At 27.0% G+C, this 21,773-nt stretch carries 15 protein-coding genes and 4 tRNA genes; 14 read left to right on the top strand and 5 right to left on the bottom strand.

The window, feature by feature from the left end; genetic code table 11:
• The first annotated feature begins 159 nt into the window (after positions 1 to 159).
• The 12 genes from BUCISPPA3004_RS00150 to rpoC all read left to right on the top strand — a co-directional run bounded on the left by BUCISPPA3004_RS00150 (position 160) and on the right by rpoC (position 12,557).
• Positions 160 to 232 (top strand) — tRNA-Thr (locus BUCISPPA3004_RS00150).
• A 7-nt stretch (positions 233 to 239) separates the two neighbouring features.
• Positions 240 to 321: transfer RNA gene (locus BUCISPPA3004_RS00145), tRNA-Tyr, on the top strand.
• A gap of 2 nt (positions 322 to 323) precedes the next feature.
• Positions 324 to 397, top strand: a tRNA-Gly gene (locus tag BUCISPPA3004_RS00140).
• A gap of 52 nt (positions 398 to 449) precedes the next feature.
• Positions 450 to 523: transfer RNA gene (locus BUCISPPA3004_RS00135), tRNA-Thr, on the top strand.
• A 236-nt stretch (positions 524 to 759) separates the two neighbouring features.
• The gene (gene secE, locus BUCISPPA3004_RS00130) at positions 760 to 1,137 is read left to right on the top strand and encodes a preprotein translocase subunit SecE (protein WP_154048735.1); all 378 of its coding nucleotides are present in this window, start codon (positions 760 to 762) and stop codon (positions 1,135 to 1,137) included.
• Between the two features lie 12 nt (positions 1,138 to 1,149).
• Entirely contained in the window at positions 1,150 to 1,692 is a 543-nt protein-coding gene (gene nusG / locus BUCISPPA3004_RS00125) for a transcription termination/antitermination protein NusG (RefSeq protein ID WP_154048734.1), read from the top strand.
• A 66-nt stretch (positions 1,693 to 1,758) separates the two neighbouring features.
• Positions 1,759 to 2,190: a 50S ribosomal protein L11 gene (gene rplK / locus BUCISPPA3004_RS00120; protein ID WP_154048733.1), complete on the top strand. Its 432-nt coding sequence runs from the start codon at positions 1,759 to 1,761 to the stop codon at positions 2,188 to 2,190.
• Between the two features lie 2 nt (positions 2,191 to 2,192).
• Positions 2,193 to 2,882, top strand: a complete 690-nt coding sequence (gene rplA / locus BUCISPPA3004_RS00115) for a 50S ribosomal protein L1 (RefSeq protein ID WP_154048732.1) — start codon at positions 2,193 to 2,195, stop codon at positions 2,880 to 2,882.
• A gap of 171 nt (positions 2,883 to 3,053) precedes the next feature.
• On the top strand, positions 3,054 to 3,545 hold the full coding sequence (gene rplJ / locus BUCISPPA3004_RS00110; protein ID WP_154048731.1) for a 50S ribosomal protein L10: 492 nt from the start codon (positions 3,054 to 3,056) through the stop codon (positions 3,543 to 3,545).
• A 48-nt stretch (positions 3,546 to 3,593) separates the two neighbouring features.
• Complete coding sequence (gene rplL, locus BUCISPPA3004_RS00105) at positions 3,594 to 3,962, top strand: 50S ribosomal protein L7/L12 (protein ID WP_154048730.1); 369 nt, start codon at positions 3,594 to 3,596, stop codon at positions 3,960 to 3,962.
• 235 nt (positions 3,963 to 4,197) lie between these two features.
• Complete coding sequence (gene rpoB / locus BUCISPPA3004_RS00100) at positions 4,198 to 8,229, top strand: DNA-directed RNA polymerase subunit beta (RefSeq protein ID WP_154048729.1); 4,032 nt, start codon at positions 4,198 to 4,200, stop codon at positions 8,227 to 8,229.
• Positions 8,230 to 8,324: 95 nt separating this feature from the next.
• Positions 8,325 to 12,557 carry a DNA-directed RNA polymerase subunit beta' gene (gene rpoC, locus BUCISPPA3004_RS00095; protein ID WP_154048728.1) on the top strand — a complete coding sequence of 1,411 codons (4,233 nt, stop codon included), beginning with the start codon at positions 8,325 to 8,327 and terminating at the stop codon, positions 12,555 to 12,557.
• A gap of 250 nt (positions 12,558 to 12,807) precedes the next feature.
• Here rpoC and metE read toward each other — a convergent pair whose 3' ends face one another.
• The 3 genes from metE to ftsY form a co-directional block, all read right to left on the bottom strand.
• Positions 12,808 to 15,090, bottom strand: coding sequence for a 5-methyltetrahydropteroyltriglutamate--homocysteine S-methyltransferase (metE, locus tag BUCISPPA3004_RS00090; protein ID WP_154048727.1), 2,283 nt, complete (start codon positions 15,088 to 15,090; stop codon positions 12,808 to 12,810).
• Between the two features lie 614 nt (positions 15,091 to 15,704).
• Entirely contained in the window at positions 15,705 to 16,571 is an 867-nt protein-coding gene (gene rpoH, locus BUCISPPA3004_RS00085; RefSeq protein ID WP_172598694.1) for an RNA polymerase sigma factor RpoH, read from the bottom strand.
• 88 nt (positions 16,572 to 16,659) lie between these two features.
• Positions 16,660 to 17,517, bottom strand: coding sequence for a signal recognition particle-docking protein FtsY (gene ftsY, locus BUCISPPA3004_RS00080; protein ID WP_269471934.1), 858 nt, complete (start codon positions 17,515 to 17,517; stop codon positions 16,660 to 16,662).
• A 260-nt stretch (positions 17,518 to 17,777) separates the two neighbouring features.
• On the opposite strand from ftsY, the gene rsmD reads away from it, so the two are divergent.
• Positions 17,778 to 18,356, top strand: a complete 579-nt coding sequence (rsmD, locus tag BUCISPPA3004_RS00075) for a 16S rRNA (guanine(966)-N(2))-methyltransferase RsmD (protein ID WP_154048724.1) — start codon at positions 17,778 to 17,780, stop codon at positions 18,354 to 18,356.
• Positions 18,357 to 18,593: 237 nt separating this feature from the next.
• The gene (gene dnaC, locus BUCISPPA3004_RS00070; protein ID WP_154048723.1) at positions 18,594 to 19,328 is read left to right on the top strand and encodes a DNA replication protein DnaC; all 735 of its coding nucleotides are present in this window, start codon (positions 18,594 to 18,596) and stop codon (positions 19,326 to 19,328) included.
• A 30-nt stretch (positions 19,329 to 19,358) separates the two neighbouring features.
• On the opposite strand, the gene efp is transcribed toward dnaC, so the two are convergent.
• Both efp and groL read right to left on the bottom strand, forming a co-directional pair.
• Positions 19,359 to 19,928, bottom strand: a complete 570-nt coding sequence (gene efp / locus BUCISPPA3004_RS00065; protein WP_154048722.1) for an elongation factor P — start codon at positions 19,926 to 19,928, stop codon at positions 19,359 to 19,361.
• A 152-nt stretch (positions 19,929 to 20,080) separates the two neighbouring features.
• Complete coding sequence (gene groL / locus BUCISPPA3004_RS00060; protein ID WP_154048721.1) at positions 20,081 to 21,733, bottom strand: chaperonin GroEL; 1,653 nt, start codon at positions 21,731 to 21,733, stop codon at positions 20,081 to 20,083.
• Between the last annotated feature and the right edge of the window lie 40 nt (positions 21,734 to 21,773).

Below are 21,773 nucleotides of genomic sequence, written 5' to 3'. Positions count from 1 at the left end.
TATGTTATAATTAAGAAAATTTTTTTAGGAAATAATTAAATTTAAATTTTTTTTTAATAAAACTTGTTATTTTTATTAATATAAACTAAAATCAATATTAAGTTACATCAATTTATTTATAATAATAATTATTAATTTACGTGATGAACTAATTTTCAAGCCGGCTTAGCTCAGCAGGTAGAGCAACTGACTTGTAATCAGTAGGTCACCAGTTCAATTCCGGTAGCCGGCATAATAAAGGTGGGATTCCCGAGCGGTTAAAGGGAGCAGACTGTAAATCTGACGTCATTGACTTCGTAGGTTCGAATCCTACTCCCACCAAAAGCGGGCATCGTATAAAGGACATTACCTCAGCCTTCCAAGCTGATGATGCGGGTTCAATTCCCGCTGACCGCTATATAAAAAATCTATTATAAATAGAAATTTTCTATATAATAAATAAAGATCATGCTGATATAGCTTAGCTGGATAGAGCACATCCTTGGTATGGATGAGGTCCCTAGTTCAAATCTAGGTATCAGCAAAAATAAATATTTATCATATTCTTTATAAAATTTTTTACAAATCAAACACAAAAAATACGTCCTTTAATTCCTTACTTATGTTTAAGTATCCAATATGTTTGTATGATGAATAAATCAATACTAATATATTAAAAAGGTTTAATTTTTATTAAATATAAAATTATTAATAATAAAATAAATCATTATATTCAATACAATATATTTATATAAATATACTTACTCGAGCACTATAATTATGCATATTCATAAATTATATAACATATACACTAAATATACAGAAAGAATCAAGTGGTTATGTATAACAATAATTATTAGTTGCATGATATTAAATTATATTTTTTTTATTCATCAGTATTCTAAAAATATAAAAATTATATTTTTTATTATATACAGCATACTATTACTTAGTATATTTTTAAGTACATTCACTGGAAAACAAATAATTATTTTTACCAAAGATGTAAACATAGAATTATCAAAAATAATATGGCCTTCTTATAAAGAAACATGTAAAACAACTGGAATGGTGTTATTGTTAATAACATTAACATCTATATTTTTATGGATGTTAGATGGAATCATACTTCATGCTATATCTTGGATACTAACATAGAGGTTATAAAAATTGTGTGTAGATAAAAAAAAATGGTATGTTTTACAAGCTTTTTCAGGATTTGAAAATAGAGTAGCTCAGTCAATACTGAGTAACGAAAAAATAAAAAAAATGAAAAATATATTCGGAAAAATAATTGTTCCTTCTGAAGAGGTTATCGAAATAAGAAAAGGAAAAAGAAAAAAAAGTGATTATAAATTTTTTCCAGGATATATTTTAATTGAAATGATTATGAATAATTACAGTTGGCATTTAATTAAAAGTTTACCGAAAGTATTAGGTTTTGTAGGTAGTACTTCTGAAAAACCGACTCCTATGAGTAATCATGAAATCCAGATTATTTTTAAAAAATTAAAAAAAATTGGTAATAAACCTAGACCAAAAAAAATATTTGAACCAGGAGAAAACATTCGTGTTAATGATGGACCTTTTTCAGATTTCAATGGAACCGTTGAAACTGTAGATTATGAAAAAAATCGATTAACAGTATCTGTATCAATATTCGGACGTTCTACTCCTGTAGAATTAGATTTTAGACAAGTTGAAAAATATTAAATAAAAAAACAAACTTATAAAGCTAGTTAATAAAAATCATACACATTTCAAATAAAGAATATAATAATGAAAAAAAAAATCACATCCTATATCAAATTACAAGTATTATCTGGAATGGCAAATCCTAGTCCTCCAGTAGGTCCTGCATTAGGACAAAAAGGAATTAATATAATGGAATTTTGTAAAAATTTTAATTCACAAACTTCTAAACTAGAAAAAGGAATTCTTACTCCTGTCGTTATTACTGTATATTCCGATAAAACATTTACTTTTATTATTAAAACACCACCTACTTCTATTTTATTAAAAAAATGTTTATCTATTAAAAATGGATCAAAAACACCTAAGCATGAATTTGTAGGAAAAATTACAAAAAAACAAATATATGAAATTGCAAAAAAAAAAATGATAGATATGACTGGATCAAATATTGATAAAATAGCAAAAACTATTGAAGGGACCGCTACATCAATGGGAATTACCGTAATACAGGAATAATTATGACAAAAATATCAAAAAAAAAAAAATTCAATCAAAAACTAAGAAACCAAAAAAAAACTTATACTATTCAATCCGCAATAAAAATATTAAAAACAATGAAATCTGCTAATTTTGTAGAAAGCGTTGACGCTGCATTTCATTTAAATATTAATCCTAAAAAATCTGAACAAAATATTCGTGGATCTATATTACTCCCTCACGGAACTGGAAAAAAAATAAAAATAGGTGTATTCGCTACAGGAAAGAATGTAGAAATAGCAAAAAAATATGGAGCTGATTTTGTAGGAATGGAAGATCTAGCCAGTATTATAAAAAAACAAACAATTATATTTGATTTAATAATTGCATCACCAGAAACTATGGAAATAGTAGGAAAATTAGGACCTATATTAGGACCTAAAGGTATTATGCCTAACCCAAAATTCGGAACAGTAACAGAAAACATAAAACAATCAATACAAGAAGCACGACAAGGAAAAGTAAACTACCGAAACGATAAAAACGGTGTTATACACAGTAACTTTGGAAAAATAAATTTCTCTGAAATTCATTTGTATGAAAACTTTTTAACATTATACAATAATATTAAACAATCTAAACCTAATCAATTAAAAGGATTTTTATATAAAAAAATCAGTGTATCTACTACTATGAGTCCAGGTATTTCTATTAATTGTTTAACTCTGTAAAATATACAATTGTATGTAATCATTACTAATATTATTATATAAAAAAACTCATTTACAATTAACTATAATGTATAACTATAATCATAAACAATAAAATATTCCTATTCTTACATTTATAACATAAATTATTTATAATTATTTATAAACATTATAATAAAATAGGATAAAAAAATGGCATTAAATAGAAATAAAAAAAGAGAAATAATTAAAAAAATTAATAATATTGCAAAAAAATCATTATCTATAATTACAGCTAATCCATCCAAAATAGAAGTAAATAAAATTAATAAACTACGAAAAAAATCCATACTATTAAATGTAAAAATATATGTAGTAAAAAATACGCTTCTGCAAAAATCTTTAATAAAAACAAATTTTTCTAAACTTATTAGTGCATTAAATGGACCAACTTTAGTAGCTTTTTCTCTACAACATCCAGGTAGTGCTAGTCGATTGTTCATAAAATTTAATAAAAAAAATCCTCATTTTAAAATAAAAAATGCAATTTGTGAAAATAAAATACTTAATTTAAAAGAAATAAATGATTTAGCTTTGCTTCCAACACACACAGAAGCTATTACAAAATTTGTATTATTATTAAAAGAGATATCATTAGGAAAATTTCTACGATTACTCCACCAAATTACATGTAAATTAAAATAAGAATCAACACTTTTTCACATATTTTTGACTATTTTAGGAATAACACTAATGTCAATTAATAAAGAAGAAATTTTACATACAATTTCTGAAATGCCAGTAAAAGAAATTATGGAATTAATTTCCATGATAGAAAAAAAATTTAACATATCATCTAATATTCCTTTAAACACTGCCAATAATTCTGTTGAATCAACCAAAGAAGAAAAAGTTTCTTTTAATGTTAAGTTAAAAACCATAGGTTCTAATAAAGTTTCGATTATAAAAATAATACGTAGTACTACAGGATTAGGATTAAAAGAATCTAAAGATTTAGTAGAATCTGCTCCTACAATTATTAAAGAAAATATAACTAAAGAAAGTGCAGAAAATATATGTAAAATGTTAATAGAATCTGGCGCTACAGCAGAAATTAATTAAAATACAATTAATGTTTAAATTTATTAAAGTATACAATATACCAGTGACTGGTGATTATTAAGTCACCAGTTCGTTACCTTACACACATATAATCTATTAATAATATTATTTATTTGTATAAAATATCATAAAAATTAAAAATCAATTTTTAATTTTCATTAAAATTTATATTTTAAACACATTAAATATAATAAAGATTTTTTATTTTCATTATAACATATACACTGGGAAAATAATGGTTTACTCTCACACTGAAAAACAACGTATACGAAAAAATTTTGGTAAACAAAAAAAAATTTTAGAAATTCCATATCTTTTATCTATTCAAATTAATTCATTTAAAAAATTTATTCAGTCTAAATCGAAAGAACATCAAGGATTAGAATCTGCCTTTCAATCTATTTTTCCAATTCGAAGCTATAACGGATGTGCTGAATTACAATATGTATCTTATACACTGGGAAAAAAAATATTTGATATGCAAGAGTCACAGATTAAAGGTACAACATACTCCGTTCCGTTAAGAGTGAAACTAAGATTAATTGTTTACGAAAAAGATTCAAAAAATACCATAGTTAAATATATTAAAGAACAGGAAGTATATATGGGTGAATTACCGATAATGACTAAAAACGGAACATTCATTGTTAATGGAACAGAAAGAGTAGTAGTCTCTCAGTTGCATAGAAGTCCTGGTGTTTTTTTTGATAGTGATAAAGGAAAATCACATTCATCAGGAAAAGTATTATATAACGCAAGAATTATACCATATAGAGGATCTTGGCTAGATTTTGAATTTGACCCTAAAGACCATTTGTTTGCGAGAATAGATCGTCGTAGAAAAATACCAATCACAGTTATATTACATGCTTTAAATCTTAGTACTGAAAAAATTCTTGAAAAATTTTTTAAACACGATATTTGTCACATAAAAAAAAATAAAATCACTATAGACTTAGTTCCAGAAAGATTGTTAGGACAAATAATACCATTTGATGTTATAAAAAACAAAAAAAAATATTTTAAAAAAGGTACTCGTATAACTAATCAACATATTCAAGAATTTAAAAAAAACAACATTACTTCTCTTCACGTTCCAAAAGAATATATTTACGGAAAAACAGTTAGCAAAAACTACATAGATCCGAATACAGGATTAATCTTTATTTCCGCGAATACTAAATTAACCAAAGAAGATTTTAAAAAAATAAAAAAATTTAACTATAAGAAAATACACATTTTATTTACTAATGATCGTGATCATGGATCATATATTTCAGATACACTACAAATTGACTCTACCAAGGATAGACATACAGCTTTAATTGAAATATATAGAATGATGAGACCGGGAGAACCACCAACTAAAGAAGCTACAGAAAATTTATTTAATAATTTATTTTTTTCTAAAGAAAAATATGATCTATCGCCAGTAGGTAGGATGAAGTTTAATAAATCACTTTGTCGTAATACTACATATGGATCTGGAACCTTAGACAAAAAAGATATAGTAGATGTAGTAAAAAAATTAATAAATATACGCAATGGAAAAGGAGAAATTGATGACATTGATCATTTAGGAAATCGCCGTGTTCGATCTGTTGGAGAAATGGTAGAAAATCAATTTAGAATAGGATTAATTCGAGTTGAAAGAGCAGTGCGAGAGAGATTATCATCAAGTGACTTAGAAACATTGATGCCACAAGATATTATTAATGCTAAACCTATTTCTTCTGCAATTAAAGAGTTTTTTGGATCTAGTCAGTTATCTCAATTTATGGATCAAAACAATCCATTAGCTGAAATTACACACAAACGTAGAATTTCTGCTTTAGGAGTTGGAGGACTAACAAGAGAACGAGCTGGTTTTGAAGTAAGAGATGTACATCCAACCCATTATGGAAGAGTATGTCCAGTAGAAACACCAGAAGGACCGAATATAGGATTAATTAATTCTTTATCTATATATGCTAGAACTAATCAATATGGATTTCTAGAAACACCATATAGGATCATAAAAAACGGAGTAGTTACATATGAAATAAAGTATCTATCTGCCATAGAAGAAGGTAATTATATTATTGCACAAGCCAATACAAAAATCAATAAAAAAGGTAAATTTTGTACAAATTTTGTAACATGTCGTCATAAAGGAGAATTTGGTTTATTCCACAAAAAACAAGCACAATATATGGATGTATCTACCCAGCAAATAGTTTCTGTAGGAGCATCACTAATACCTTTTCTAGAGCATGATGATGCTAATCGAGCACTGATGGGTGCAAACATGCAAAGACAAGCTGTCCCTGTAATAAAATCAGAAAAACCGTTAGTAGGCACAGGCATGGAAAGATCAGTAGCTATAGATTCAGGAGTTACCGTAATTGCTAAAAGAAGCGGTTTTGTTCAGTATGTAGATGCTTCAAAAATTATTATAAATGTTAATCATACAGATATTACTGCAAATCAATCAGGAATAGATATATATAAATTAACTAAATATATTAGATCTAATCAAAATACCTGTATTAATCAAATACCATGTGTAAATATTAACGATACTATAAAAAAAGGTGATGTTCTTGCTGACGGACCATCTACTGATTTAGGGGAATTGGCTCTTGGACAAAATATGCGTGTAGCTTTTATGCCTTGGAATGGATATAATTTTGAAGATTCTATTCTTATTTCTGAAAAAGTAGTAAAAGAAGATCGATTTACTTCTATTCATATTCAAGAATTATCCTGTATATGTCGTGATACTAAACTAGGAATTGAAGAAATAACTGCTGATATACCAAATGTAAGTGAAACTGCTTTACTAAAATTAGATGCTTCAGGAATTATTTATGTGGGCGCTGATGTGTCAAGTGGAGATGTATTAGTAGGAAAAGTTACCCCTAAAGGAGAAACTCAATTAACACCAGAAGAAAAATTATTAAGAGCTATTTTCGGTGAAAAAGCTTCAGATGTAAAAGATTCATCATTACGAGTACCTAACGGAGTCAACGGAACAGTTATTGATGTACAAATATTTACTCGTGATGGAATAAAAAAAGATCTACGAACACTAGAAATAGAAGAGATGCTTTTAGAAACAGCAAAAAAAGATTTTCATGAAGAATTAAAAATTTTTGAAATAAATATTATTACTCGAATAAAAAATATATTAATTAATTCAAACATATCTATAAATAATTTTAATACCATATCATTAGACGATTATTTCAAAAAAAAAATACAATACACAAATCATATAGAAAAAGAAATAAATACATTAAAAAATCAATATCAAAAATTAAAAAAAAATTTCGCTAAAAAAATTAACGAAAAAACCAAAAAAATAAAACAAGGTGATGAATTGTCACCAGGAATTTTAAAAATTGTAAAAATTTATTTAGCGGTAAAGAGAAAAATACAACCCGGAGATAAAATGGCGGGACGACACGGTAATAAAGGAGTTGTTTCAAAAATTAATCCTGTTGAAGATATGCCTTATGATAAAGATGGTATACCAATAGATATAGTTTTAAATCCATTAGGTGTTCCATCACGTATGAATTTAGGTCAAATTCTTGAAACACACTTAGGTCTAGCTGCAAAAGGAATCGGGAATATTATAAATAATATGATCCAAAAAAATAAAAAAATTTCAAACATTCGTCAATTTTTACAAAAAGCATATGATCTTGGAAATGATACATATCAAAAAATTAATTTACATGAATTTTCAGATAAAGAAATATTAAAATTAGCACGAAATTTAAGTAATGGCATGCCGATGGCTACTCCAGTATTTGATGGAGCAAAAGAAAATGAAATAAAAGAATTATTAAAAATGGGAAATTTTTCTACCTCGGGACAAATTACTTTATTTGACGGACGTACAGGAGAAAAATTTGAGCGAAAAGTAACTGTAGGGTACATGTATATGTTAAAACTAAATCATTTAGTAGATGACAAAATGCATGCAAGATCAACCGGTTCGTATAGCTTGATTACACAACAACCTTTAGGTGGAAAAGCACAATTTGGAGGACAAAGATTTGGAGAAATGGAAGTATGGGCTTTAGAAGCATATGGTGCATCACATACATTACAGGAAATGTTAACAGTAAAATCTGATGACGTATCTGGAAGAACTAAAATGTATAAAAATATAGTTAGCGGAAAATATAAAATGGAACCAGGAATGCCAGAATCATTCAATGTTCTCATAAAAGAAATACGTTCCTTAGGAATTAATATTGACTTAAACAATGATTAATATAAAAAATTTATTTTTAATACTCAATCATAGATATAAATTTTTATTATCATCCTATTTTACTAACTATTTATATATTTTATAAGAAATAATCCATGAAAGACATATTAAAAATCTTTAAAAAAAAAAACAAAATCGAAGAATTTGATTCCATTCAAATTTCATTAGCATCCCCAGAAATTATACGATCTTGGTCTTTTGGAGAGGTCAAGAAACCTGAAACAATAAACTATCGAACTTTTAAACCTGAACGTGATGGATTATTTTGTTCACGTATTTTTGGACCTATAAAAGATTATGAGTGTTTATGCGGAAAATATAAACGTTTAAAACACAGAGGTGTAGTGTGTGAAAAATGCGGTGTTGAAGTTACAAAAAGTACAGTTCGTCGAGAAAGAATGGGGCATATTGAATTAGCTGCTCCTATTGCACATATATGGTTTTTAAAATCTTTACCTTCTAGAATAGGTCTACTAATAGACATACCCTTGCGAGACATAGAAAGAGTATTGTATTTTGAATCATATATTGTAATAAATTCCGGAATGACTAGTTTAGAAAAATATCAAGTACTAACTGAAGACCAGTATATACAAGCAATAGACGAATTTGGGGATGATTTTGAAGCAAAAATGGGTGCAGAAGCTATACAAAAGATTTTAAAAAAAATGAATTTAAAAAACATTTGCTTAAAATTAAAAAAAGAACTACTTAAAACTAATTCCGAAACAAAAAGAAAAAAAGTTACTAAAAGAATAAAACTTATTGAATCTTTACTAATTTCTAAAAATAAACCAGAATGGATGATTTTAACTGTATTACCTATCTTGCCCCCAGATCTAAGACCTTTAGTTCCCCTAGATGGCGGTAGATTTGCAACTTCTGATTTAAATGATTTATATAGAAGAGTAATTAATCGAAATAATAGATTGAAAAGATTATTAGAATTATCAGCTCCAGATATAATAATAAAAAATGAAAAAAGAATGCTACAAGAAGCAATTGACGCACTATTAGATAATGGAAGACGCGGTCGATCTATTACAGGTTCAAATAAAAGACCTCTAAAATCTTTAGCTGATATGATTAAAGGAAAACAAGGTAGATTTCGACAGAATTTATTAGGAAAAAGAGTAGATTATTCCGGTCGTTCAGTAATTACCGTAGGTCCATATTTACATTTAAATCAATGTGGAATACCTAAAAAAATGGCTTTAGAATTATTTAAACCATTTATATACGGAAAACTAGAACAAAGAAATCTTGCTACAACGATTAAATCTGCAAAAAAAATGGTAGAACAAGAAGAACCTGTTGTTTGGGATATATTAGAAGAGATTATTCGTAAACATCCTATTTTACTTAATCGCGCACCTACGTTACATCGATTAGGAATACAAGCTTTTGAACCTATTTTAATAGAAGGAAAAGCAATACAGTTACACCCATTAGTGTGTGCTGCATATAATGCTGATTTTGATGGAGATCAAATGGCTATTCATATTCCATTAACAAAATCAGCTCAAAAAGAAGCACGATCACTAATGATGTCGACCAAAAATATATTATCTCCAGCTAATGGAGAACCTATAATTGTTCCATCTCAAGATGTAATTCTAGGTATATATTATATGACACGAAAAAAAATCAACGGAAAAGGATCTGGTATGTTACTCTCTTCTTCTAAGGAAGCTGAGCGTATGTATGCTTTAGGATCAGTCGATTTACATTCTATCGTTAATATTCGTATATCCGAGTATATTAAAAATAATGACAATAATCTAATAGAACAAAAAAAAATCGTCAAAACTACTATAGGTAGAGCTATTTTTTGGACTATTATACCTCAAGGATTACCATTTAAAATAATAAATAAAACATTAAAAAAAATAGATATATCTAATATTTTGAATATTTGTTATCGAGTTTTAGGATTAAAAGAAACAGTTAATTTAGCTGATCAAATTATGTACACTGGATTTTCATATGCAGCAAAATCTGGTGTTTCTGTTGGAATTAACGATATTATTATACCAAAAAACAAAAAGAATATTTTATTAGAAGCAGAAAAAGAAGTTTCTGAAATACATAAACAATTTCAGACTGGATTGGTGACTTCGAGCGAACGATATAACAAAATAATAGATATATGGGCTGATGCAAATGAAAATATTGCAACAGCTATGATGAAAAATTTATCACATGATATTTTTTATGACAAAAATCAAAAAGAAATAAAACAAAAATCCTTTAACAATATTTTCATTATGGCTGATTCTGGAGCAAGAGGTTCTGCTGCTCAAATTAGACAATTAGCTGGAATGCGTGGACTAATGGCAAAACCTGATGGGTCTATCATAGAAACACCAATAACAGCAAATTTTAGAGAAGGATTAAACGTACTACAATATTTTATTTCTACTCATGGAGCAAGAAAAGGATTAGCTGATACTGCCTTAAAAACTGCTAACTCAGGCTATTTAACTAGAAGACTGGTCGATGTAGCACAAGATTTAGTAGTTACAGAAACTGATTGTAAAACTCGCGAAGGAATTTTAATGAGTCCTTTAATTGAAGGAGGCGATGTTAAAGAACCCCTTAGAGAAAGAGTTTTAGGACGTATAACTGTAGAAGACATTCATTATACAGATTCCAAAAAAATTTTAATACCACAAAATACATTATTAAATGAAACATGGTGTAATATTTTAGAAAAAAATCACATAGAAACAATCAAGGTAAGGTCAGTGGTACACTGTGAAACAAATTTTGGAGTATGCTCACATTGCTATGGACGTGATTTAGCTAGAGGAAAATTAGTTCATAAAGGGGAAGCAATAGGTGTTATTGCTGCTCAGTCTATTGGTGAACCTGGAACACAATTAACTATGCGTACATTTCACATTGGGGGAGCTGCTTCCAAAGTAGCTGCTGAATCTAGTATTCAAATTCGTAAAAATGGATTAATTCATTTAAATCGAGCAAAATCCGTAATAAACTCAGATGGAAAAATCGTCATAATTTCAAGAAATGTTGAATTAAAAATGATAGATGAAGCAGGAAAAACACAGGAAAGTTACAAAATACCATATGGATCAATATTAACAAAAGGAGAAGGTGAAGAAGTTAAATCCGGAGAAATAATTGCACGATGGGATCCACACACCATTCCCGTAATTACTGAAGTAAGCGGATATATTCAATTTATTGATATAATTGATGGACAAAGTGTTACAAAACAAACCGATGAATTAACAGGTTTATCTTCTATTGTCATACTTGACACATCAGAAAGAAATGTACAAGGAAAAGATTTAAAACCTTCTTTAAAAATTATTAACAAAACAGGTTCTGATATATTTATACCCGGTACTGATATGCCGGCTCAATATTTTTTACCTGGAAAATCAATTGTACAGTTAGATAATGGAATGAAAATATCTTCAGGAGATACATTAGCTCGAGTTCCTCAAGAATCAGCAGGAACAAAAGATATTACAGGAGGTTTGCCCCGAGTAGCAGATTTATTTGAAGCTAGAAAACCTAAAGAATTAGCCATTTTAGCTGAAATTAATGGAATTATTTCTTTTGGAAAAGAAACCAAAGGAAAAAGAAGATTAATTATAACTCCTCTTAACGGAAATAACGTTTATGAAGAAATGATACCAAAATGGAGACAATTAAATGTTTTTGAAGGGGAAAGAGTCGAAAAAGGAGATACTATTTCCGATGGACCAGAATCTCCACATGATATCTTAAGATTAAGAGGTATACAAGCTGTTACTAACTATATAGTAAACGAAGTACAAGAAGTATATCGATTGCAAGGTGTAAAAATAAATAATAAACATATTGAAGTCATAATTAGACAAATGTTGCGAAAAGCTACGATAACAAATTCTGGTGATTCTAATTTTTTACCAGGTGAACAAACAGAGTATTCTAGTATTATGTTAGAAAACAAAAAACTCATAACTAAAAAGAAAAAAATAGCAAGGTTTTCTCGTGATTTACTTGGTATTACAAAGGCATCTTTAGCTACTGAATCATTTATTTCGGCAGCATCATTTCAGGAAACTACACGTGTGTTAACAGAATCTGCTGTAGCTGGAAAAAAAGACAAATTACGCGGATTAAAAGAAAATGTAATTGTTGGTAGATTAATTCCAGCTGGAACAGGATATAAATATCATAAAAAAAGATTAAAAACAAAAATCAAAAATTCCTCACAACGAAAAAAAAATACTACGTCTATTAGTCCTGAAGAAGCAGCAGCAAATTTATCCGAATTATTAAATGCTACTGAAAAAATCAATAATAATTTATAATTATATAAATTCGAGCTGATTGTATGAACAGCTCGATATTTTATATTATATTAAAATATATAAATAATATTTATATTACTAAAGATAAAAAATAAAAATAAATAAAAAATATAATATATATTATATGTTTAATGAGATAAAAAACAATCAGCAATCTTCAGTAAATATGTTATATACAAAAACTATAAACAAACCACTAAACACAATTAACATTTTATCAAATCGCATTAAGTGGAATGTATGTTACAACTTATTCTTTTGAAAATTTTTTTCGAACATTTTTAGTAGCTTGTATCATATTTTGTAAAGCTAATAATGTTTCCATCCAATTACGAGTTTTTAAACCACAATCTGGATTTACCCATAACTGTTGTATAGGAATATATTCTACTGCTTTAATTAATAATTTTTCAATCCAATCAACCGTAGGAATGTTTGGAGAATGAATATCATATACTCCTGGACCAATATCATTAGGGTATTTAAATGTTTTAAAAAATTCTAATAAATCCATATCTGAACGAGATGTTTCAATAGTAATCACATCAGCATCTAAATCTACTATTGCAGGCATAATATCATGAAAATCACAGTAACACATATGTGTATGAATTTGTGTACTATCTTTTACTCCGGATGAACATAACTTAAATGCTTTAACTGCCCATGATAAATAATAATCCCAGTAACATTTTCTTAAAGGTAATCCTTCTCGTAAAGCAGGCTCATCAATTTGAATAATATTAATACCAGCATTTTCTAGATCTAATACTTCATCTCTCAAGGCTAAAGCAATTTGCTGAGCTATGCACTCTTTAGAAATATCTTCGCGAGGAAAAGACCAACATAAAATTGTAACTGGTCCTGTTAACATAGCTTTAACTGGTTTATTAGTTAATGATTGAGCAAATTTTGACCACATAACCGTAATAGGAGTAATCCGACTAATATCTCCTACAATAACAGGAGGTTTAACGCATCGCGAACCATAACTTTGTACCCAACCGTATTGAGTAAAAACAAAACCTTCTAAATACTCACTAAAATATTCAACCATATCATTTCTTTCTGGTTCACCGTGTACTAAAACATCTAATCCTAGTTTTTCCTGTTGAATAATATTATTTTTAATATGTATTTTTAAACTATTCTCATAATCTGATTGGCTAATCTTCTTATTTTTATAATCTAATCTTAACTTTCTAATGTCTGTAGTTTGCGGAAAAGAACCAATTGTAGTAGTAGGTAAAATTGATAAATTTAATTTTTTCTTTTGAATAATCGAACGTGCAGTAAAATCATGCTCTCTTTTCATTTGATCAGAAGAAATTTGCAATACGCGTTTTTGCACTACAACATTATTAACTATATTAGATGATTTATATGCATTAATAGGTTCAATCCAACGATGTATTTCTTCTATATCTAAATTTTTATTTAGTACGCGAGACAAAATAGATATTTCTAAACACTTTTGCATTCCAAATGCAAACCAGGATTTCACAAAATCTGTTAAATTATCTTCTAGTGATATATCTAAAGGAACGTGTAGAAGTGAACAAGATGTGCTAATCCAAAAGATGCGTTTAACTTTTTTAAATAAATTTAATTTCGTATACCATTTTAATAAATCTGTTTTCCAAATGTTACGTCCGTTAATTATTCCTAATGATAACAAGAATTTTTTGTTAAAATAATTGTGTAATTGACATATGTCATATCTTCCTGCAACTAAATCAATATGTAAACCATCAATTGATAACTTATTAATTATATCTATATTATTATGTATATCACCAAAATATGTAGATAACATAATTTTTATTTTATTATTTTTTAATACTTTATAAACATCAATAAAAGCTTTCTTCCATTTTATAGGAATATCTAAAACTAAAATAGGTTCATCAATTTGGATCCACTCAATATTTCTATTAGATAATTCCATTAATACTTCTTTATAAACAGGTAATATTTTCTCTAAAAGGTCTAACTTAGAGAAGTTAGTTCCTTTAACTTTACCTAACCATAAATATGTAAGCGGTCCTAATAAAACTGGTTTTACTGTATATCCTAATGACAATGCTTCATCGGTTTCTTCTAAAATCTGTTTCCAGGCAAAATAAAAATTTTGATTACAAGATAATTCAGGTACAATAAAATGATAATTTGTATCGAACCACTTAGTCATCTCAGAAGCAGAACAATTTTTATCAATTACTTTTGACCCTCTAGCAATTCTAAATAAAGTATCTAAGTCTAACTTAGACTTATCTATTTGATGTCTTTTAGGAACATTATTAATCATCATACTAACGTTTAAAACATGATCATACCATGCAAAATCACCTACAGTTACACAATCTAAACCACAATCAGCTTGGTATTTCCAGTTGCTATGTCTAATAGTTTTACCTACTGTTAATAAATCATGTAAAGTAATTTTTTTTGACCAATAATTTTCTAAAGCAAATTTTAATTCACGATGCGTACCAATTCTGGGAAATCCTAGTACATGATTTTTTATAGCCATACATGTTTTTCCTGTTTTAATATTCATGCAAAAAACAACAAACACCAAAATAATTAACTATTTAAGTTATCTAAAATGGATAACTATTAGTTTCATACATACATAAAAAATATTATTATAAAAAATTTCTAATATAATTTATCGATATCAAATATTTTTCAATTAATATTATTAATACATATTAAAATATATAATATGTACTTTTATCGCCTAATATTCATTAATACTTAAAAAATATTAATTATTTATTTAAAAAAAACAAGATTACTTGTTAATATAATCTCTCAAAATTTAATTTATTATGTAAATATTTATAATAAACCATTATAAATATTATAATACTTAAAAAATATTTAATATTATAAAAAATATATTATTCTAAATAATATAAAATTATAAACATACTGATAGTAAAAAATATATTGATTTTACTAAAATCAGCAATCAATACTTTGCTATAATATGATAAAAAATCAAAAGAAAAAAAATTGTTAAAATCTTTATATAAATACATATATTAAAGAAATATGTTTATAGATTAACTATTTTTAAAAAAGAAATAGAAATTCAAGAATAAATACTAACAATCCAAAAAAATACGTTATTAATAATAATTATGCTTCAATTGCTATTTTTAATTTTTTCATAGCATTTTTTTCTAACTGACGAACTCTTTCAGCTGAAATTCCGTAATCTTGAGCAATAGCCTGTAATGTAATTTTAGAACTATTTTTATTTAACCAACGTCTTTTAATAATTTGTTGGCTTCTTTCATCTAATATTAGTAACGCATTACTTAATTTATTAGAAGCATGTAAGGCCCAGTTATCTTGTTCAACTTTCATCGCAAAATTTGATTTTTTATCTTCTAAGTAAAGAGAAGAGCGTGTGTTATTTGTAGAATAATCGGATTGAGAATCTGAGGGTGTAATATCTAAAGTTATATCTTGAGCAGACATTCTTGCTTCCATTTCTTTTACTTCTTGTCTACTAACACCTAATTCACGTGCAACAACATCTATTTCATGAAGATTAAACCAGCCTAATCTTTTCTTAGATTTCCTTAAATTAAAAAACAATTTTCGTTGTGCTTTAGTGGTAGCAACCTTTACTATTCGCCAATTTTTTAAAACATATTCATGAATTTCAGATTTTATCCAATGTACAGCAAATGAAACTAGGCGAACATTAATATTAGGGTTAAAACGCCTAATAGCTTTCATTAAACCAATATTTCCTTCTTGAATTAAATCAGCTTGTGGCAAACCATATCCTGAATAATTTTTAGCAACATGAATTACAAATCTCAAATTTGATAAAATTAATAATTTTGCTGACTCTATATCTCTGTAAAAAAACAATTTTTCTGCAAGTAATTTTTCTTTTTTAGACGATAATATAGAAAAAGAATTTGCCATACGAATATAGGCATCTAAACTGCCAATATTTAAAAAACTGATTGTTTGAACTTGATGTTTTATTTTTTTCATTTTATCCTAAAAGTACAATATAAACTGTGCATTCTGATTAAACCATGAATCCACTAACAAATTAACAAATTAATATGATTTAACTAATATTAAAAAAACTATCAACAAATTTTGTACTATCAAAAGATGAAAAATCTGTTATTTTGTCTCCTGTACCAACAAAACAAATAGGAATTGTTAGCTCATGAGCAATTGAAAAAATAATTCCACCTTTAGCTGTACCATCTAATTTAGTAATAATCGACCCTGTAACAGGAAGATTGGAAGAAAAAACTCTAGCCTGTTCTATAGAATTTTGACCAATTCCAGAATCTAGTACTAAAAATATTTCATGAGGCGCTGTAGGATGACATTTATTAATTACTCGATTAATTTTTTGTAATTCCTGAATTAAATGATTTTTATTATGTAAACGACCAGCAGTATCAATAATCAAAATATTCTTTTTTTGTTTTATGGATTCTTTAATTGCGTCAAATACAACTGAAGCAGGATCTGAACCTAGAGGTTTAGAAAAAACTGGAATTCCATGTAATGCACCTAAATCCATTAATTGATCAATTGCAGCAGATCTATAAGTATCACCTGCAGCAACCATAGTAGAATAACCAAGTTTTTTATAATAATATGCTAATTTTGTAGCAACAGTAGTTTTTCCTACACCATTAACTCCAATAATTAAAATTATAAATGGCATTTTAGCTTCAGAAATACTACAACGTTTATCTTTAGATACAACTAACATATTTAATAACAAATTTTTAAAATATATAATAGCTTTTTTAGAATTTATTAAATTTTTTCTTTTAATATGTTTTTTGAATATATGCAAAATTTTTTCAGTAGCAGTTATTCCAAAATCAGATGACAATAATAAATTTTTTAATTCTTTAAGCATCTGTTCATCTAATTTTGGTGCATAAAAAATACTATTTATTTTATTAATAAAAAAATTTTTGGTACTATGTACATAACTATTAAAAAAAGAACTAATTTTATAATTAGATGAATTTGAAGAAGAATCTTTTAAACAGGTTTTTTTTTTATTTTCAGAAGTATTATTCTGATTTTTTTTTTTAAAAAAAGATTTTAAACTAGAAAAAAAATTTTTTTTTTATTACACATATAAACCTCAATTTTTTATTATTATAATATTTACAATATTTTATTTAAAAAATTCTACAAAAAATTACAAAAATGAAAAAACAAAAAAAAAGACAAAAAAAAATTCGTATTACTGGTGGATTTTTAAAAAATAGAGTATTACATTCAGTTAATAAAATAAATGTAAGACCAACTAGAAATCGTATTAAACAAGTATTATTTAATTGGTTACAGCAATATATAAAAAACTCCATATGTTTAGATTGTTTTTCTGGAAGCGGGAACTTAAGTATAGAATCAGTATCTCGATTAGCTACATCAGTTACAGCTTTAGAAAAAAAGTATATTCTAGTTAATAAACTAAAAAAAACACTAAAAATTTTTTCTATTACCAATATATCAGTTTTTCATACTAATACTTTATGGTGGTTAAAGAAAAATGGTACACCATATGATATTATTTATTTGGATCCACCTTTCTACAATAAAATATTGCTTAATAAATCTATTCAGTATTTAGAACAATATAATTGGATTAATAAAGATTCCATCATATATATTGAACACATAGATAATAATATTTATATACCTAAAACATGGAAATTAATAAAAAATAAAAAAATAGGAATAGTATCATTTTCATTGTTTTATATAAAAAATTATATAATTTAATAAAGTACATCAAATATAATCTATAAAATTACATATACTATACATTTAATAAAATCTTATGTTTATGATTATAATAACATATAATTAATAACATTCACATAAAACAATCGTCAATTAAAAATTATTATATCATAAAAGTTATAGTTAAAATTATGTTTTAAAGAAGAAATAAAAAAAATTTTTAAAAATTACTATAAATATTAGCACTAATAAAACATGGAGAAATAAATACTATAAATGAATAATTTTTTAAAAAAACTAAAAAAAATCATGCCTTCCTATATAGAACCAAAATTTTTTAATGATAAGGAGTTATTATCTTGGAACCAAGAACAAGGAAAAAAATATTCTGAATCTGTTATTCAAAAAAATAAAGCTACAAAAATACAAAGAATTTTAGGTCGATCTGGAATACGAGAATTATATAAAAATTGTTCTTTCGAAAACTATAAAATAAATCATGAAGGACATAAAACAGTTCTGTGTGCTGCCCGAAGATATGCTGAAAATTTTAAAAATAGTATTTCTAGTTTTATATTTTCAGGTCGACCTGGAACAGGAAAAAATCATTTAGCTTCAGCTATTGGAAATTATTTAATTTTACGAGGAAATAATATATTAATCATCACAGTTGCAGATCTTATGTCAACCCTTAAAAGTACTTTTAATCAGACGTCTTCAAAGATAACTGAAGAAAAATTATTGCATAACTTTAGCACAGTAGACTTACTTATAATCGATGAAATTGGAATGCAAATAGAATCTAGATATGAAAAAATGATTATTAACCAGATTATAGATAGAAGATCATCTTCTCAAAAACCTACTGGTATTTTGTCTAATTTAAACCATAAAAAATTAAATAGTCTATTGGGGGAAAGAGTTCTCGATAGAATGAGTTTAGGAAATAGTTTATGGTTAACATTTGAATGGGAGAGTTATAGAAAAAATGTACAAATAAACCAACATTAATTATTAATAATAAATATTATAACCATTGCATTAATGATTTATACGAGATATATATTTTCCAAGACGAGTATCTATTTTAATAAAATCACCTTTTTTAATAAATAAAGGAACACGAATAGAAGCGCCTGTTTCTACAAAAACTAATTTGCTAGTAGAATTCATAGTATCTCCTTTTACTGTAATATCAATATCTTGAACTTTTAAATTTATAAATGTATTGGTATGAACAGAAATAGGAGAATTATTCCATAAAATAATTTTACAACTAGAAGAATTTATTAACCATTTTTCACACCCATATAAAAACTTTTTTAAAACATGGACGTGTTCAAAATTTTTCTTGTTCATAAATACCCAAATAAATCCATTATTATATAAATAAATTGCAGTAATTTCTGTAATATCAGTAGAATAAAAAACATCTGTTGCTTTAACAGTTTTACTAAATATCTTTCCAGTCAATAATTGTCTTAATTTAATTCTAACAAATGCTTGTCCTTTTCCTGGTTTTATAAATTCACTATATTGAATTTCATATGGTTGATTTTTTATTAAAATTTTTAAACCCGACTTTAAAGAAGTACCGCTATAAGTTGTCATAACATATATCTCACAATATAAATATAATCCCTTGTTCTCATATTTATTTATTACAGAGAACAAGGAGACTATCAGTATATATAAAATAGTGTAATTACATTATTTCTATTTTTACTGTAGTAAAATTTTTAATTCATTTAAAATTAAAAAACCTACATCATACCGCCCATACCGCCGCCCATACCACCACCTGGTGGAGTACTTAAATCAGACGAAGATTTTTCATCTTTAGGAAGATCTGTAACCATACATTCTGTAGTAATCATTAATCCAGCAACTGAAGCTGCATATTGTAATGCAGATCTAGTAACTTTTGTAGGATCTAAAATACCGAATATTATCATATCACCATACTCATCAGTCGCTGCATTATAACCATAATTACCACGTCCATCTTTTACATTATTAGTTACAACTGACGGTTCTTCACCAGAATTCGCAACAATTTGACGTAAAGGAGCTTCCATAGCGCGCAAAGCAACTCGTATCCCTACATTTTGATCTTCATTTTGACCATTAATACGAGAAATTTTTTCTGCTACTCTTACTAAAGCAACACCTCCTCCAGGTACTACTCCTTCTTCTACTGCTGCTCGAGTTGCATGTAAAGCATCCTCTACACGAGCTTTTTTCTCTTTCATTTCTACTTCAGTTGCAGCACCAACTTTTAATACCGCTACACCACCAGACAATTTTGCTAAACGTTCATTTAATTTTTCTTTATCATAATCAGAGGTAGCTTCATGTATTTCTTGTCGAATTTGATGAATACGATCTTTAATACTATTTTTGTCACCATTACCATCAATTATAGTAGTTGCATCTTTACTAATTACTACACGTTTTGCTTGACCGAGATCTTCTAAAGAAGATTTTTCTAATTCCATAGCTAATTCTTCTGATATAACCGAACCTCCTGTAAGAATAGAAATATCTTGTAACATTGCTTTTCTACGATCACCAAAACCAGGCGCTTTAACTGCAGAAACCTTAACAATTCCTCTCATAGAATTTACTACTAAAGTTGCTAAAGCTTCTCCTTCTAAATCCTCTGCAATAATTAATAATGGTTTACTAGATTTAGCTACTGATTCTAGAATCGGTAATAACTCACGAATATTAGAAATTTTTTTATCTGCCATTAAAATATATGGATTATCTAATTCTACCAACCCAGTATCGGGTTTATTAATAAAATAAGGGGACAAGTATCCTCTATCAAATTGCATACCTTTTACTACTTCTAACTCATTTTGTAAACCGGTACCTTCTTCAACAGTAATTACTCCATCATTCCCAACTTTTTCCATAGCTTCAGCAATTAAACTACCAACTTTTTCATCTGCATTAGCAGATATAGTACCTACTTGTGTAATCGCTTTTGAATCAGAACACGGAACTGATATTTTTTTTAATTCATCAACAGCATGAATTACTGCTTTATCAATACCTCGTTTTAAATCCATAGGATTCATTCCTGCAGCTACTGCTTTTAAACCTTCATTTACTATAGACTGAGCTAATAAAGTTGCAGTAGTAGTTCCATCACCAGCTGCATCATTTGCTTTAGAAGCAACTTCTTTAACCATCTGAGCACCCATATTTTCAAACTTATCTTCTAATTCAATTTCTCGTGCTACAGATACACCATCTTTAGTTATACTTGGTGGACCAAAAGATTTATCCAATACAACATTTCTACCTTTAGGACCTAGTGTAACTTTTACTGCATCAGCTAAAACATTAACACCTCGAAGCATTTTAATTCGAGCTTCATTACCAAATTTTACGTCTTTTGCTGCCATTTGAAATGTCCTCAAAATTTAAAATTTTTAGTTAATATGA

This window comes from Buchnera aphidicola (Cinara splendens) (assembly GCF_900698975.1).
GTDB classification, from domain to species: Bacteria; Pseudomonadota; Gammaproteobacteria; order Enterobacterales; family Enterobacteriaceae; genus Buchnera_F; species Buchnera_F aphidicola_AI.
The sequence above is the reverse complement of the archived record's forward strand: the minus strand, read 5'-3'. Positions and strand labels throughout refer to the sequence as shown.

What these genes read in the sequence shown, in the direction of transcription:
- efp (WP_154048722.1), bottom strand. Translation starts at nt 19,928, where the DNA reads ATGACAACTTATAGCGGTACTTCTTTAAAGTCGGGTTTAAAAATTTTA.
- secE (WP_154048735.1), top strand. Translation starts at nt 760, where the DNA reads ATGCATATTCATAAATTATATAACATATACACTAAATATACAGAAAGA.
- rsmD (WP_154048724.1), top strand. Translation starts at nt 17,778, where the DNA reads ATGAAAAAACAAAAAAAAAGACAAAAAAAAATTCGTATTACTGGTGGA.
- rplA (WP_154048732.1), top strand. Translation starts at nt 2,193, where the DNA reads ATGACAAAAATATCAAAAAAAAAAAAATTCAATCAAAAACTAAGAAAC.
- groL (WP_154048721.1), bottom strand. Translation starts at nt 21,733, where the DNA reads ATGGCAGCAAAAGACGTAAAATTTGGTAATGAAGCTCGAATTAAAATG.
- rplJ (WP_154048731.1), top strand. Translation starts at nt 3,054, where the DNA reads ATGGCATTAAATAGAAATAAAAAAAGAGAAATAATTAAAAAAATTAAT.
- metE (WP_154048727.1), bottom strand. Translation starts at nt 15,090, where the DNA reads ATGGCTATAAAAAATCATGTACTAGGATTTCCCAGAATTGGTACGCAT.
- dnaC (WP_154048723.1), top strand. Translation starts at nt 18,594, where the DNA reads ATGAATAATTTTTTAAAAAAACTAAAAAAAATCATGCCTTCCTATATA.
- rpoB (WP_154048729.1), top strand. Translation starts at nt 4,198, where the DNA reads ATGGTTTACTCTCACACTGAAAAACAACGTATACGAAAAAATTTTGGT.
- rpoC (WP_154048728.1), top strand. Translation starts at nt 8,325, where the DNA reads ATGAAAGACATATTAAAAATCTTTAAAAAAAAAAACAAAATCGAAGAA.
- rplK (WP_154048733.1), top strand. Translation starts at nt 1,759, where the DNA reads ATGAAAAAAAAAATCACATCCTATATCAAATTACAAGTATTATCTGGA.
- rplL (WP_154048730.1), top strand. Translation starts at nt 3,594, where the DNA reads ATGTCAATTAATAAAGAAGAAATTTTACATACAATTTCTGAAATGCCA.